This is a genomic window from Candidatus Odyssella thessalonicensis L13, from assembly GCF_000190415.1.
Classification (GTDB): Bacteria; Pseudomonadota; Alphaproteobacteria; order Paracaedibacterales; family Paracaedibacteraceae; genus Paracaedibacter; species Paracaedibacter thessalonicensis.
This window is the reverse complement of sequence record NZ_AEWF01000002.1, coordinates 233,653-247,467: the sequence shown is the minus strand read 5'-3', so window position 1 is coordinate 247,467 and position 13,815 is coordinate 233,653. Positions and strand designations below refer to the sequence as shown.

The 13,815-nt window shown below is 43.9% G+C and carries 16 protein-coding genes and 1 pseudogene; 6 read left to right on the top strand and 11 right to left on the bottom strand.

Features of this window, described 5'->3' with window-relative positions; genetic code table 11:
• The first annotated feature begins 132 nt into the window (after positions 1–132).
• From mnmA to HMO_RS0104595, 5 genes and pseudogenes are all read left to right on the top strand, one after another.
• Entirely contained in the window at positions 133–1,251 is a 1,119-nt protein-coding gene (gene mnmA, locus HMO_RS0104620; protein WP_010299257.1) for a tRNA 2-thiouridine(34) synthase MnmA, read from the top strand.
• Positions 1,221–2,370, top strand: a pseudogene (locus HMO_RS17625) (bifunctional 2-C-methyl-D-erythritol 4-phosphate cytidylyltransferase/2-C-methyl-D-erythritol 2,4-cyclodiphosphate synthase). Before mnmA ends, HMO_RS17625 begins: the two are co-directional and overlap by 31 nt.
• Positions 2,371–2,466: 96 nt before the next feature.
• Positions 2,467–2,919 carry a thioredoxin-dependent thiol peroxidase gene (bcp, locus tag HMO_RS0104605; protein ID WP_010299254.1) on the top strand — a complete coding sequence of 151 codons (453 nt, stop codon included), beginning with the start codon at positions 2,467–2,469 and terminating at the stop codon, positions 2,917–2,919.
• A complete protein-coding gene (locus HMO_RS0104600; protein ID WP_010299251.1) occupies positions 2,919–4,103 on the top strand; it encodes an MFS transporter in 1,185 nt (394 codons plus the stop codon). Before bcp ends, HMO_RS0104600 begins: the two co-directional genes overlap by 1 nt.
• Positions 4,100–4,558, top strand: coding sequence for a DUF4442 domain-containing protein (locus HMO_RS0104595; protein WP_010299248.1), 459 nt, complete (start codon positions 4,100–4,102; stop codon positions 4,556–4,558). Before HMO_RS0104600 ends, HMO_RS0104595 begins: the two co-directional genes overlap by 4 nt.
• A 32-nt stretch (positions 4,559–4,590) precedes the next feature.
• Here the strand turns inward: HMO_RS0104595 and rocD are convergent, their stop codons facing one another.
• From rocD to HMO_RS0104565, 6 genes are all read right to left on the bottom strand, one after another.
• On the bottom strand, positions 4,591–5,835 hold the full coding sequence (gene rocD, locus HMO_RS0104590; RefSeq protein ID WP_010299244.1) for an ornithine--oxo-acid transaminase: 1,245 nt from the start codon (positions 5,833–5,835) through the stop codon (positions 4,591–4,593).
• Positions 5,835–6,755, bottom strand: coding sequence for an arginase (locus HMO_RS13780; protein WP_010299242.1), 921 nt, complete (start codon positions 6,753–6,755; stop codon positions 5,835–5,837). The genes rocD and HMO_RS13780 overlap by 1 nt, the downstream gene beginning before the upstream one ends.
• Before the next feature lie 212 nt (positions 6,756–6,967).
• Complete coding sequence (locus HMO_RS0104580; RefSeq protein WP_010299241.1) at positions 6,968–7,882, bottom strand: hypothetical protein; 915 nt, start codon at positions 7,880–7,882, stop codon at positions 6,968–6,970.
• A gap of 125 nt (positions 7,883–8,007) precedes the next feature.
• On the bottom strand, positions 8,008–8,394 hold the full coding sequence (locus HMO_RS0104575) for a DUF2155 domain-containing protein (protein ID WP_010299239.1): 387 nt from the start codon (positions 8,392–8,394) through the stop codon (positions 8,008–8,010).
• Between the two features lie 5 nt (positions 8,395–8,399).
• The gene (gene mlaD, locus HMO_RS13775) at positions 8,400–8,867 is read right to left on the bottom strand and encodes an outer membrane lipid asymmetry maintenance protein MlaD (RefSeq protein WP_010299235.1); all 468 of its coding nucleotides are present in this window, start codon (positions 8,865–8,867) and stop codon (positions 8,400–8,402) included.
• A gap of 14 nt (positions 8,868–8,881) precedes the next feature.
• Positions 8,882–9,349 carry a Dps family protein gene (locus HMO_RS0104565; protein ID WP_010299234.1) on the bottom strand — a complete coding sequence of 156 codons (468 nt, stop codon included), beginning with the start codon at positions 9,347–9,349 and terminating at the stop codon, positions 8,882–8,884.
• Between the two features lie 141 nt (positions 9,350–9,490).
• On the opposite strand from HMO_RS0104565, the gene HMO_RS0104560 reads away from it, so the two are divergent.
• A complete protein-coding gene (locus tag HMO_RS0104560) occupies positions 9,491–9,763 on the top strand; it encodes a hypothetical protein (protein ID WP_010299232.1) in 273 nt (90 codons plus the stop codon).
• Here the strand turns inward: HMO_RS0104560 and HMO_RS15465 are convergent.
• The 5 genes from HMO_RS15465 to HMO_RS0104535 are packed head-to-tail and all read right to left on the bottom strand — an operon-like array spanning position 9,760 to position 13,678.
• Positions 9,760–10,464: a M48 family metallopeptidase gene (locus HMO_RS15465; protein ID WP_010299230.1), complete on the bottom strand. Its 705-nt coding sequence runs from the start codon at positions 10,462–10,464 to the stop codon at positions 9,760–9,762. The genes HMO_RS0104560 and HMO_RS15465 overlap by 4 nt on opposite strands.
• Positions 10,451–11,311 (bottom strand): tRNA (adenosine(37)-N6)-dimethylallyltransferase MiaA, encoded by an 861-nt coding sequence (gene miaA / locus HMO_RS13765; protein ID WP_010299227.1) that lies wholly within the window; start codon positions 11,309–11,311, stop codon positions 10,451–10,453. Before miaA ends, HMO_RS15465 begins: the two co-directional genes overlap by 14 nt.
• Positions 11,311–12,228 (bottom strand): ABC transporter substrate-binding protein, encoded by a 918-nt coding sequence (locus HMO_RS0104545; protein ID WP_010299224.1) that lies wholly within the window; start codon positions 12,226–12,228, stop codon positions 11,311–11,313. The genes miaA and HMO_RS0104545 overlap by 1 nt, the downstream gene beginning before the upstream one ends.
• A complete protein-coding gene (locus HMO_RS0104540; RefSeq protein WP_010299221.1) occupies positions 12,225–12,959 on the bottom strand; it encodes an ABC transporter permease in 735 nt (244 codons plus the stop codon). The genes HMO_RS0104545 and HMO_RS0104540 overlap by 4 nt, the downstream gene beginning before the upstream one ends.
• Entirely contained in the window at positions 12,956–13,678 is a 723-nt protein-coding gene (locus tag HMO_RS0104535; protein ID WP_010299218.1) for an ABC transporter ATP-binding protein, read from the bottom strand. The genes HMO_RS0104540 and HMO_RS0104535 overlap by 4 nt, the downstream gene beginning before the upstream one ends.
• Between the last annotated feature and the right edge of the window lie 137 nt (positions 13,679–13,815).

The window sequence follows — 13,815 nt, the reverse complement described above, 5'->3', positions numbered from 1 at the left end:
AAAACAGTTAAGAAGTATTATTACTCGAATCCAAGGCATTATTTTTAGGCTTAAGCATTAATTCCTTTGGCAATTTGGCCATAAAGTTCTTATATTTGTGCTAACAATTAACTGAAAAGAAAATCAAAATTTATGACGAATCGTTTTAAACTTGATGGAGTCGCTGATGGGTCCTTAGTAGCTGTTGCTATGTCAGGCGGAGTGGATTCCTCTGTCACCGCAGCGCTTATGGTCGAGGCTGGCTATCAAGTCATCGGCATTACCTTGCAGCTTTATGATCATGGTCAGATGATTGATAAAAAAGGTGCCTGTTGTGCAGGGCAGGATATATATGATGCCCGCACCGTTGCGGACAAGCTAGGTTTTCCCCACTATGTTCTCGATTATGAAAGCGTATTTAAGCAAAGTGTGATGGATGACTTTGCTGACAGTTATCTTAATGGAGAAACACCGATCCCATGTGTGCGCTGCAATCAAAAGGTTAAATTTAAGGATTTACTGACCACGGCCCAAGACTTGGGGGCCCAAGCCCTCATTACCGGCCACTATGTTCAGCGTCTGCCCGGGGCCCAGCGGAGCGAGCTTCATCGCGCTGTTGATCCTACCCGCGACCAGAGCTATTTTCTTTTTACCACCACCCAGGATCAATTAGATTATCTGCGCTTTCCCTTAGGCGGATTGCCGAAAACAGAGACACGGCAGCATGCCCATCGCTTTGGTTTAAAAGTTGCCGACAAACCCGATAGCCAAGACATTTGCTTTGTTCCGAACGGCAATTATGCCGCTGTGGTCGAGCGGTTGCGCCCCGGTGCCCTGGATGCGGGGGAAATTGTGCATATGGACGGACGTGTTCTCGGCCACCATCAAGGCATCATTAATTACACTGTCGGCCAACGCAAAGGGCTGGGCATTTCTGCGGCAGAACCTTTATATGTCATCCAGATTGAGCCGACCCTTAAGCAAGTTATTATCGGCCCCAAAGAAGCCCTTGCCAAGCATCAAATCTTAGTACGTGAAGTAAATTGGTTAGAAGCTGCAGAACGGTTCCAAACCCCCCAGAGTTTAATAGTGAAGATTCGTTCCACTCATCCAGGCATTGCGGCAACTGTTCAAAACTTGAGTAACAATGAAGCTCTTGTAGAATTTGCTGTACCAGAGTATGGTGTATCGGCAGGACAAGCTTGCGTCTTTTATGAAGGGACAAGAGTATTGGGGGGTGGATGGATTTCACGCAGCAATCAAAAAGGATAGCAGTCGTTATTGTTGCAGGTGGCACAGGAACGCGCTTTGGCAGCCAAGTTCCCAAGCAATATTTACCCCTTGCCTCAAAACCCTTAATCCGTCGCAGCATTGAAACTTTCTTAACTGTGGATATTAAAACGGTATTAACCGTTATTCATCCCAACCATGCTGAACTGTATCAAACTGCTATAGCGGGATTAACCCTGCCCCCGCCTGTGTTTGGAGGGGCCACTCGGGCGGCCTCAACGCTCGCGGGTCTTAATGCTCTACAAATTTATAGCCCTGATTATGTTCTTATCCATGATGCGGCACGGCCATTTGTTGACAAGGCCCTCATCCAACGGGTCATCGATGGCTTAGAACTGGCGCCTGGCTGTATACCGGCGGTTCAAGTAATCGATACCATTAAACAAGTCAGCAACCAGGTTATCCAGCAAACGTTGCCCCGGCATGAATTATGGCGTGCCCAAACCCCGCAAGGGTTCCATTATGCCAAGATTGTAGAGTGTTTCGCTAAGACAACAGATTTCTCTTTTACGGATGAGGCAGCATTACTAGAATCGTTTAAGCTTCCTGTCCGTATTGTGGAAGGCTCAGAAGACAATATAAAAATTACATTTCAAGGCGATTTGAGAGGAAACTGATATGGATATTCGAGTAGGGAACGGATTTGATGTGCATGCCATAACAGCAGGGGATGGCGTGATGATTTGTGGTCTAAAAATTCCTTGCGGTTTCTCCCTGCAGGGTCATTCTGATGCGGATGTGGGGCTTCATGCTATTACGGATGCTATATTAGGGGCCCTGTGTAGGGAGGACATTGGTCACCATTTCCCACCTAGTGATCCTCGGTGGAAAGGCGCTGATTCTGCGCAGTTTTTGCGTCATGCAGCCGAGCTGGCACGCCTGGAGGGTTTTAATATCTCGCATGTGGATGTGACAGTAATCGGGGAAGCCCCTAAAATCTCGCCGCATCGCTCGCTGATGCGTACGCGTATTGATGAAATTCTCGCCATCGGGCAAGATAGGGTCAGCGTCAAAGCCACAACTACTGAAAAGTTAGGATTTACTGGGCGGGGAGAAGGATTAGCAGCTTTAGCTACTGCCACCTTAATTAAACAGAATTAATACTTAGAGAAAAACAAGAAAGATTAATTGTTTCTTCACCATTAGTGGTATACTTTAGGCTAAATTGGCTAATAAATAAAAATACTGAGGTAATTCATGCTAACTATTGGCGACCAGGCTCCAGACTTCACTCTGCCCAGTGATCAGGAGGGGATGCTAACTTTGTCGCATCTGCGTGGTCAGAAAGCCGTGCTTTATTTTTACCCCAAAGATAATACGAGTGGTTGCACGCGTCAAGCCTGTGATCTGCGTGATAACCTTAATGCGATCACAGCCAAAGGGGCGCAAGTGATTGGCATTTCTAAAGACTCTGTCAAATCCCACCAAAAGTTTAGAGAGAACTATCAACTCACCTTCCCACTTTTGAGCGACGAGAGCGGTGAAGTATGTGAAAAGTATGGAACGTGGATAGAAAAATCAATGTATGGCCGCAAATATATGGGAATTGATCGTGCCACATTTATTATTGATGAAAAAGGGATAATTAGCCATATTTGGCGTAAAGTAAAAATCCCTAGCCATATTGGAGAGATTTTAGGGAAACTTTAATGACACTTACTCCAAAACATATTGCTTGGTTGATCTTTAGCCTGAATATAATCTTGATTTCTTCAATTGACATTTATATTCCTGCTGCCCCTTACTTAGCTAAGCTTTTTGGCGTTGAAGACTCGATCATGAAGCTGACCTTTTTGGTTAATCCTTTTCTTTCATCGATTATGGGTATCCCTTTTGGCCGCTATTCAGATAGGATCGGCCGCCGTCCCTTTGTCATGGTTGGCATCGGCATGTATATTATCGGGGCTTTATTGTGTACAATTGCCCCCGGCATTGAGGTCTTCTTTGCGGGTCGGTGCTTGCAAGCCATGGGTACAGGCGGTCTATCAGTTCTCAGTGGTGCCCTTCTAGCTGATATTTTTGCTGGCGCAACCTTAGCTCGCTATATGGGAATTTTAGCAAGTCTATATCCGATTGTCTTTGCCTTAGCTCCTATCCTGGGGGCAGAGATTTTAACTTATCTTGGTTGGCGCTATATATTTGCCACCAACTTGATTGCTATGATCCTTATGGCAATGATTATATGGCCCTCCCTGCCAGAAACAAACGACAAAGCAAAAGTTGCAGCAGCGCCTACCCAAGGGGTCGCGGGAATGCGCATGTTGCTGATGAGTGGAACCGCCCTTATCTTAGTGATGATTCATGCTTTACCAATCTGCTTTAACGGTATCTTTACGGTTAATAGCCCTTTTATATATATTGATACTTTTCTTTTTACTCCGACTCAATACGCTTATATTCAAGCTGTTCCTGTATCACTGCAATTTATTGGTGCCCTTACTTATAAGTCGATTGTGGAACGCCTAGGATTAGCGACATGTTTAAAGGTTGGCTTGATGACAACTTTAGCCTTTATTATTGCCGCAGGTTTGATGATGATCGGTGTTATTAAGGAAGATCCCTATCTTATTATTGGCATCATTTCCACTTTTTCTTTCGGCTCAACCTTTATGATTTCATCGGCAGCCACGCTGATTCTCGATATGAACCCCGGTAATAAAGGGTTGACCATGTCCTATATTGCTTTGATGCGAAATCTAGCGCTTTCTTTGATTGTGGGTCTTCTTTCCAGTACTCATTATGACTCTATCTCGCCTGTGATTGGCTTCATGGTACTCTCAGCAGTAGCGGCCTCTGTTCTAGTTCGCCTTCAATTGAGGATGATGAAGAGATGATTAAACGCTCGGCGCTAATTAGGACCATTCTTAATCTGTGGCCTCCTTATTTGGGGGCGGGCATCCGCGTCAAGAGTGCAGGGGGAGACCCTTATACAGTTATAGTGGAAATGAAGCTACGCTGGTGGAATCGCAATTATGTTAAGACCCACTTCGGCGGATCTTTATATGCAATGACGGATCCCTTCTTCATGATGATCTTGATGGAAAATCTTGGAAATGATTACATTATTTGGGATAAAGCAGCTCGCATCCAATTTAAGAAACCTGGAAAGGGGACGGTGAAGGCCTGTTTCCATATACCGCCAGCAGAGATCGAACGGATACGGCAGCTGGCTGAGACCAATTATAAAGTCGAACCAGAATTTAGAACCAATATTGTTGATGAAGAAGGCAATATCATTGCTCAAGTTCACAAATTACTTTATGTCAGAAAAAAAGATCAGCCTAAATAAGCCCTGATTAACATCCTAAATTATTATAGATTTCAAATTTCGGTTAAGACTTGTCTCAGGCGGTGAATCCCCCAATCAATTTCTTCCTTAGTAATAACTAAAGGCGGCGCTAAACGGACAACAGTCTCGTGGGTCTCTTTAGAAAGCACACCTAATTTTGCTAATCTTTCACACACGTGACGGGCAGAAATAAAATTAGGATCTATATCTAGCCCAATCCACAAGCCAAGGCCGCGAATTTCACGAACCGCTTTTGAACCAATGGAATGAAGCTGCTTTTTAAGATAAGCTCCCATTTCTTGACTGCGTTCGCACATGTGATCTTCTTCTAATAGCTCAAGAGCCTTAATAGCAATCGCTGCTCCTAAAGGATTGCCACCAAAAGTCGAGCCATGACTGCCAGGGGTAAATACATCCATTAAATGGCGCTTGCCCGCCAGGCCAGACACCGGGAAGACCCCGCCACCCAGCGCTTTGCCAAGGATAACAGCATCAGGGCTAACATTTTCATGCTCACACGCAAGGATTTTCCCTGTCCGCCCTAAACCACTCTGGACCTCATCGACCACCAACATAACATTATTCTTCTGGCAAACCTCTGCGACCTGTTTCAACCATCCCGGCGGCGGGACAATAATGCCAGCTTCACCTTGAATGGGTTCCGTTATTACGGCACAAGTGTTCGGCGTGATTGCCTGCTCAATTGCCTTCACATCCCCAAAGGGAACAGCTTTAAACCCTTGTAAAAATGGACCAAATCCTTCTTGATAACTTGTTTCTGAAGAAAAACTTATAATACCAATCGTACGGCCATGGAAGTTATGGGAAGTGACAATAATTTCGGCCTTGTTAGCCGGAATTCCTTTAACTTGATAGCCCCAACGCCGGACCGCTTTTAGAGCTGTTTCGACCGCCTCCGCGCCTGTATTCATCGGCAGCATTCGATCCATCCCCGTCATCTTGCAGACCTTTTCTAAAAAGCGCGGCATGACATCATTATGATAAGCGCGGGAACACATTGCCAGTTTATTGACTTGTTCAATCAAAGCAGAAACAATACGCGGATTAGAATGGCCATGGCTTACCGCAGAATAGGCTGACATCATATCTAAGTATTTCTTGCCTTCGACATCCCACAGCCAGACGCCCTCACCTTTGCATAAGACCACAGGCAGAGGATGATAGTTGTGCGCCCCCCAGCGGTCTTCAAGATCCATGCACGCCTGAGCGCTCGCTGATCTTGGCATGGCTGCTGTGGTTGATATATGGCTGTCCATTATCGTCTCCCCATTATCGAATAAACAAGTTTCCAGATTAGCTTAAGTGTCTTATGCCCGGTATCAAGCTGGGGGTTAAATTCGACTAATTCAAATCCCAGCACCTTTTCATGAGCGAGTATATTAGTCAGTGCCATCAATACCTCATCCTCCCAGAGCCCATCGGGTTCAGCTGCCCCTGTTCCAGGTGCAATTGTGGGATCAAAGACATCTATATCAAAGCTAATTCCAAAGGATTGATTGTTGCGCGTAACCTGAGCAATGGCTTCATTAAAGCAAGCATCAAATCCTTTATGGTGGACTTCTTCGCCATAGAAAATGCGTACACCCAACCGATTTAAAAGCTCTTGCTCCCCCGTCTCAAAGCTACGCGCCCCAATAATAACTAAGTTTTCAGGTTTTAGCTTAGCCTGAGTGCCGCCAATTGAGATCAATGGCTTTTCCCCCTGTCCCATTAAAACAGCCAGGGGCATGCCGTGCCGTGCTTGAGAAGGACTCGTATCAGGCGTATGAGAATCAAGATGAGCATCAATCCAAATGAGTCCAAAATCTCGCTGATGGAAGTGATGAATCGCCGACCAGGTCCCAACAGCAATAGAATGGTCTCCGCCTAAGACGAACGGGAAATAGCCCTGTTCTAAACAGTTGAGAGTATAATTGTAAACCTGTGCTATAGTATCCGTGAGGTTAGCAAGCCGGAGCTCCCCTTCTTTATCAGACAAAGGTAAACGAGGATTAGCTATGCCCTCCGGATGGGCGAGGATGTGATACGACTTATCAAAGAAAATATTTTCAAATTTTTGCTTATGAAGATTTAATGGATCTAAACTCTGACAGAGTTCCTGAGCCCCAGTGCCGGTGCCCATATTTGATGCGCCCCAGCCGCTTGATGCACTGATCAATGCCCATTTCTTAGACACCCATTTCGTCTCCTTAAAAAGAAGTCTCTAAAATTAAGGTTAGATCAGTTTTTACTGAAAATCTATTATTTATCAAAAATTGACTATTTATTACTAACTGCTTTGTTAAGATTAATTAATATTGAATTAACAGCGTGGGTTACAATTCAGACTAGGGTTAAAGAAAACAAGGCACCTTTACGGATAAAAGCAGCCTTTTTAGAATAGATTATTTACTCGCCAGCACTTTCTTCATTAAAAGATTGATCATTTTTAAAACGGGCATCCCTAAAAATGATCATTTTCAGGTAATCCTTGAAAAGAAGAATATGATCAGGAAGACATATAAGATTTAATGCTTCAGTTAATTTTTCGTGGGTAGGCAACTCTTTTATACTCATAAAAAGCATAACAGTAAATTCCACATAGGTCTCATATTGATTTTTAGATAGCAGATTCTTCTCCCTTATATAAAGTACAAACTCCTCAGCATGCTTAGCTAGCTCAAGAAAAGGTTCCCTGCGCGCAAAAGTCTTGAAGGCATTAGCGATAACAAGTGTTATTTGCTGTGATTCTAAATAGCGACTATTTTCTACAAAGGAATTAAAAAAATTTTTAAAGTTGGCTCTTTGATCAGCAAATTGCTCTAGCTTTACATTTAATCCATTTACTATCTCCAGCTTCTTCTGCTCGATCAAGCCTCCATAAGTTACTACTTCATGATCAGGGTTTATAACTTTAGTAATAAATTGCTTAACATCATGTTCATAGGGAGTATCACCCAAGTATGGACGCTCTGTTGGCATTAGTAGGGGATGATACATGTAGGTCACTTGGCTCGGTGACAGATTGTTATAGATAATTTTCTCCATTACCTGGACAGGGTTTATTTCTTGTCCTGCCAGTTTATGAAGGATTATAATAAATGGATCATATTTGGGCGGCTCTGCTAGAAACCCCACCATACTACCCTTTGGATAAGAATTTACAATTAAACACATTGCCTCTTTCAGCGTTTCACTGGCAGCTATTTGCTCTTGTAATAGAGGATCATTTCTTCTCTCCCAAGGAGAAAAAATATCCATTGGTTCGCTGCCACAGACATAACTGATAGTTGTAAAAAGGAATAAGTATTTATAAAGTTTCATTATAATTCTCTAAAAAGTTCTAAAAAATACTCAAACTTTATTATATATGGGGCAGAATCTCAATAGGACAAATTGAAAAGGACGATCGCCGAGACTCTTCCTTTCTGGATAAGCACGATTAACGACTAATCACATTCGACAAGGATAATATCATATAAAGAATGCTCAATTGGCTTTGAAGGGTAGCGCGGTGAAGAAACAAGCTCTCCTGCATAAAGTTCTACCGGTTCTTCTGAGTCTTGATCCAACCAAATACGGACGGGTAAGTGGTAGACTGCTCCTTCAAAAGAATCCAGATGGGTATAACATTTACCAGTAATGATTCGCATATCATGAACCATAACTGTGGTCCCCGCTTCTATCTGTAGAGGAGTCTTTTTGGCCGAAACCTTGTTTAAGATTTCAAGATTTACGGGCGCAGCTAAACTAGCAGAAAAATAACTTAAACTGCAGAAGAGGGCACCAATCGCAATCACCCTTTGCTTGTCTCTCCCTTTTTCTCGCTTAACCATGCATTCTATTTCTCTGTAGCTGTGTCCTCTTTTCCATTATTAGTGAATAGATACTTGCCAATCAAGCCTTCTAAACTGATAGCAGACTGAGTGTAAGTAATCTGTTGCCCGGGTTTAAGCGTTTCTTCGCTCGCACCTGGCACCAGAGCAATATATTTCCCCCCCATCAGACTCTCGCTGGCAATCTGCGCGGAAGTATCTTGAGGTAAGATAATGGAAGCATCAACAGTAATATTGACGCGCGCTAGAAAGGTTTTAGTATCGATCTCAATATGTTTAACATCACCGATCTTGACGCCACTCAACTTGACATCATTCCCTTCCACTAGACCATCAATGCGATCAAAGTTGGCATACAAATCATATCCATGGATAACTTTTGTACCACTACTGCTATACGCATAATAAAAAAACCCAGCTGCTACCGCTAAAACGATAGCACCGGTTATGGCTTCTACAACGTTAGAACGCATTAATTATTATTTCCTTATTCTAAATGGCTTCTGAGCATCCAAGCAAATTTACCTAAGCTTTGAAGACGCTCAATCATAACATCGGCTGTCGCATCATCATTCACTGACATGGCAACAACTTTGACTTCGTCTGAGCGACGGATAAGCAGTTCTATATCTAATATAATTCGCCTGATCATGTCCATAGCTTCGAGCGTTCCTTGCTCCTCTTTTATAGAACTAACTGCTATAAACTCTCCATAACTACCAGGACAATGGAATCCTAAGGCGCGAATTCTTTCAGCTTGGATATCCGCTGCTTGATCTAAGTCCTCATAAATTTCTTGGAATAAATCGTGAAGAGGCTTAAAATTGGCACCGACAACATTCCAATGAAAGTTTCGTGCTTTTAAGGCCAGAATTACTGTATCGGCCAAAACTCCCACCATCGTATCTACAATTAACTTGCGATCTTTTTTATCGAGTCCAATATCTAAAATCATCACTAATTTACTCCTATTTTCTTTACTATAAGCCCCAACCTCTCAACAAACCGTTAATGATAAAATTTTAACTGTTTACGATATATTAAATTATGCATACATAATCTGGATACATAACATGAAAAAAGGTTAGTTTTTTAGATGGATAAATCAATAACCATGACAAATAGAGCGATACTTTACGGCCTTCTATTAGGGGGGATTCCTCTTATCGAAGCTGGCTGCAATCCGTTCATGGTATTTCGACCAGACTCAGAAGCCTTAGTTAAAAAGGGATGGGCCAAGCAGCCCCATGATCAAAAAGAACCGGAACCTTTATATTGTTATCATAGCCTGGGACACAATGTTTGCCATTCTGCGCCTTTAGATAGCCAGAGCCGTTTAGAAAATTATTATGGCCCCCGTCCCTACTAGGTTGCATGCAATCGTCGACTATTAGCTTTCAACCATTGCCGGTACTCTTTATATCTAGGACAATAATCAGCGACAACGGACCAGAACTCAGGCGAATGATTCATATGGCGCAGATGGGCCAGTTCATGGACCACAACATAGTCCAATACTTCTTGAGGCGCCATAATTAGCCGCCAACATAAAGAGATATGCCCAGCGCTTGAACAACTGCCCCAGCGGGAGCGCGTATCACGGATAGCAACTTTGGTAGGGAACAGCCCCATTAACTGTGAATAATGTTCAATAATACTGGGTAACCGTTTCTTAAGCTCTTTACGACACAGATACTCTATTCGTTGAGAAACGGATGCACCAACTGGATCTAAGAGGATAATTTGTGCCGGGGCGTCAATTTGATAAAGATCGCGCTTTCCTAACGGCTGCTGGGCAATTTGATAGGGGAGGCCTTGAAATAAAATTTCACGACTTGAGTCGCCTTTTATGGCTTGGGCGGCAGCCACTTGCTTGGTAATCCACGCCTCTGTCTCGACCAAGAATCGGTGAACTTTGGCTTCCGATGTGCGCGGTGGGATGGTAAGCACAAATAAGAAGGGCAGCTGAAAAGACAACCGCAGCCGCTTGGAGCGGGGATGGGTTTTTACCTTAATTTCTCCGGCCACAGGATGAGAGATAACCCCAGGCAACTGTTTATGCGCCCACATGCCTTACCTCGTAATCTTGCGCTTGTCCGCGCAGCCACGTCAATTGCCGTTTAGCATATTGACGTGTGGCAATTTTGGCCAATTCTATTGCTTGCTCAAGGGTTGTCTGGCCGTTCAAATAATCGGATAACTCTTTTACTCCCACTGCTCTTAAGAGGGGGGAGTCAGGGCGAAGGGGACGCGCCTTTAAGGCTTGCACTTCTTCCAAGGCTCCTTGAGACATCATCAGATCAAAGCGGGCATTAATACGGTTATGCAACCAAGATCTTGCTGGCACCAAAGCGATTTTTTGAAACTCATAGGGAAGAGCTTGAGACTTCTCCTGCTGCCATTCTATTATTGATCGCCCTGTTGCCATCTTGACCTCCCAGGCCCGGCTTAACCGTTGGCGGTCATTTTCTTTAAGCTTGCCGCGAACCATGGGATCAAACGCAAACACTATCTCATGAAAACTGGGCGCTTGGGCTAACCGACGCGCCTCCTCACGAATGGAGGACGGAATCTCGGGGATAGGGGAGATTCCCGAGGTTAAAGATCTCAAGTATAAACCTGTGCCACCCACAAGAATGGGCACTCGCCCGCGCTCGAGAAGTTGATCAATATAATGGACAGCTTGACTTACCCACCAGCCAGCAGAGCTAAGGTCATGATCTCCCAGAATTTCATACAGGTGATGAGGGATCTCCTTTTTTTCTTGAACCGTAGGACAAGCGGTCAACACGGGTAAGTGGCGATATAGCTGCATACTGTCAGCATTAATAATTTCACCGTTTAATTGGTGCGCTAATTCTAAGGCTAAAGCGGTTTTCCCACTGGCGGTTGGGCCTGTCAAAATGAGCACGCGCATTAAAGACTCCCATCAATTGCATAACTTTGAGGGATATCTTTGGTCAAGATGCCACTCCTCTTCATAAATTGGGCCAATCTATTATATTTTTCAATAGAAAGCAAGCCTACATCTTTGACCAGCAGCGGCGCTATCTGCATAAAGATGGTCTTATTAGCATAACTAGCCTTTTCCGACACCCCTTGACTATAGTATTTCCATGATTGCTCGGGACTATAATGCATCAGATCCACCGCTCTTTGCAGCGCAGTAACAAAAGCCTTAACATTTTCTGGACGGTGGCGATGTGCAATAATAATAATCGGATCATACCCGTCAATCCCCCTCTCTTCATAATAAAAGATGTGGACCTGGGAACAATGGCTATAAATATTATTTAACTCATAAGGGCAACACTCTCCCAACACCGCATCAACGTCCCCGGAGAGAAAGGCCGGAACCAGACTACTCGTCAGCGGCACCAGCGTAATATCAGTAATCTTTAAATTAACGTTTGCCAATATCGTTGCTAACTTTAAGGGAGCAATTTCGCCTAAGCTTGCTCGATAACCGAGGCGTTTACCTTTAAGCTCTGCCACTGAGTTAATTTTTGGTTGAACAATCAAGCATTGCAAGGGGCGATCAATCAGGGTTGCCACCCTTACCAGCGGCAGAGAATGATTACAGCATCGAATTAAATGCGATGAAAGCTTAGAGATGGTGAAATCAGCGGTACCAGCGACCACCTGCCGATTCCCTTCTTCTTCCCCCCTACCAGCAACCAACGATACCTGTAGGCCTTGCTCGGCAAATAATCCGGCTTGCTGAGCCACAATTAGAACTGCGTAAGTGGAAGTTAGCCTCCCCTCGAGATAAACTGTGACGGGCGTTGCCCAACAGGCTGTAACAACAAACCATAAAATAGCCAAGATTTTCATAAGTTCTCTGTTTTCCAGTAAAGCAGTTTATATTCAATAGCTGAAAGCAGCATATTTAGCATGAGCGCTAGCAAGATAAATATTAGAATACCAGCGAACATCATGTCGAGCTGGATTCGTTCATGCCCAAGCATAATTAAGTAGCCAAGTCCTTCAGTAGCGCCCATCCAATCAACCGTTAATATCATAAGTAGCGCGTATCCCAGCGCCAGTCGCATCCCATTTAAAAGGCAAGGTAAAGCTGACGGCAATAATATATGACGCCAACGCATTCTGGGGAGCGCATGAAATGTGTGAGCCAAGTCTCGATAAGGAGTCGGAGATGAACTTAAGCCTTGCAGTAGGCTAGCAGCCATCAAAAAATAAGAAGACACAGCCACAAGCGTCATCTTACTCGCCATTCCTTTACCTAGCCACATTCCCAGCAACGGAAGCAATACAAGCATTGGCAGCGCTTGCATGGTGCGGAAAAATGACATCAGTAATCGCTGCAATCGGGGATAATAATGACTTCTGAAGCCTGTTACTAAGCTTGCTATAAGGCCGAGGCCTAAGCCACCACTTATCTCAGCTAATGTTAAAAGTCCATGGTGCCCTAATAGCCACCAATTTTCGGCCATATAATGCATCACGCTGAGGGGGGATGGAAGAAAATAGCTATCAACTTGCATGCTAAAACTGAACAGACCCCATGCCGCCATTAAGCTTAGGAACAGAATAAAAAAGATCATGGTAATTCCTTGTGAAGTTGTTCAATAAGATCGGCAGCATATTGGTTGACAAGGGGCTGGTTTAAGAATCGCGGTGTCTTGCCATACAGGGTATACTCCAAACACCGAAGCTGGGCTGGCTTACCGGACATTAAGTAAACCCGATGACTGAGGCGGATTATTTCTTGAGGATCATGGGAGACAATTAAAACTGTTCTGCCACGTAAAGCCTCCACTATTAAAGGGTACAATTGTTCGCGTGTTAAAGCATCAAGGGCGCTGAAAGGCTCGTCGAGCAAAACTAAGTCAGCTTCTTGATACAAAGTCCGCGCTAAAGCCACCCGTTGGCGCATTCCTGCCGATAAAGTTTGCGGCAGCATTTTCTCATGCTCCTCTAATCCCATCATATATAGTAACGTTTGAGCGTGATTATAATCAGGCTTTTTTCGCTGCAATACATCACTCAGAATGATGTTCTCAATCACTGTTTTCCAGGGCAGCAATTGATCATGTTGGGTCATTAATACTGTCCTTAAGGGCATCCGCAAACGCTCAAGTCCGCTTAAGCAACGAATTAAAGTTGTTTTTCCCACCCCACTGCGCCCCACCAGTCCGGTCCAACCGTTTAGCATAAGATCCAGAGTAATATCCCCAAAGATAAGATTTGATCCATAGCGAAATTGAGGAATTTTAAGGTGTAAGAGGTCTGAAAGAGGAGAATTCTGGTTAGGATTATTCACGCTTTTATGCCTTCATTTTAGCTGATTATACTTGTAAAAGCTTTGACTTATGGTCCCTTTTAAAAGCAACCTGCAAGAATAGTGGTCTAAAATTAAGAAAACTATAATTAATCTTCACCTTTTAAAACTATTCTTAT

What these genes read in the sequence shown, in the direction of transcription:
- mnmA (WP_010299257.1), top strand. Translation starts at nt 133, where the DNA reads ATGACGAATCGTTTTAAACTTGATGGAGTCGCTGATGGGTCCTTAGTA.
- bcp (WP_010299254.1), top strand. Translation starts at nt 2,467, where the DNA reads ATGCTAACTATTGGCGACCAGGCTCCAGACTTCACTCTGCCCAGTGAT.
- HMO_RS0104600 (WP_010299251.1), top strand. Translation starts at nt 2,919, where the DNA reads ATGACACTTACTCCAAAACATATTGCTTGGTTGATCTTTAGCCTGAAT.
- HMO_RS0104595 (WP_010299248.1), top strand. Translation starts at nt 4,100, where the DNA reads ATGATTAAACGCTCGGCGCTAATTAGGACCATTCTTAATCTGTGGCCT.
- rocD (WP_010299244.1), bottom strand. Translation starts at nt 5,835, where the DNA reads ATGGACAGCCATATATCAACCACAGCAGCCATGCCAAGATCAGCGAGC.
- HMO_RS0104580 (WP_010299241.1), bottom strand. Translation starts at nt 7,882, where the DNA reads ATGAAACTTTATAAATACTTATTCCTTTTTACAACTATCAGTTATGTC.
- HMO_RS0104575 (WP_010299239.1), bottom strand. Translation starts at nt 8,394, where the DNA reads ATGGTTAAGCGAGAAAAAGGGAGAGACAAGCAAAGGGTGATTGCGATT.
- mlaD (WP_010299235.1), bottom strand. Translation starts at nt 8,867, where the DNA reads ATGCGTTCTAACGTTGTAGAAGCCATAACCGGTGCTATCGTTTTAGCG.
- HMO_RS0104565 (WP_010299234.1), bottom strand. Translation starts at nt 9,349, where the DNA reads ATGATTTTAGATATTGGACTCGATAAAAAAGATCGCAAGTTAATTGTA.
- HMO_RS0104560 (WP_010299232.1), top strand. Translation starts at nt 9,491, where the DNA reads ATGGATAAATCAATAACCATGACAAATAGAGCGATACTTTACGGCCTT.
- HMO_RS15465 (WP_010299230.1), bottom strand. Translation starts at nt 10,464, where the DNA reads ATGTGGGCGCATAAACAGTTGCCTGGGGTTATCTCTCATCCTGTGGCC.
- miaA (WP_010299227.1), bottom strand. Translation starts at nt 11,311, where the DNA reads ATGCGCGTGCTCATTTTGACAGGCCCAACCGCCAGTGGGAAAACCGCT.
- HMO_RS0104545 (WP_010299224.1), bottom strand. Translation starts at nt 12,228, where the DNA reads ATGAAAATCTTGGCTATTTTATGGTTTGTTGTTACAGCCTGTTGGGCA.
- HMO_RS0104540 (WP_010299221.1), bottom strand. Translation starts at nt 12,959, where the DNA reads ATGATCTTTTTTATTCTGTTCCTAAGCTTAATGGCGGCATGGGGTCTG.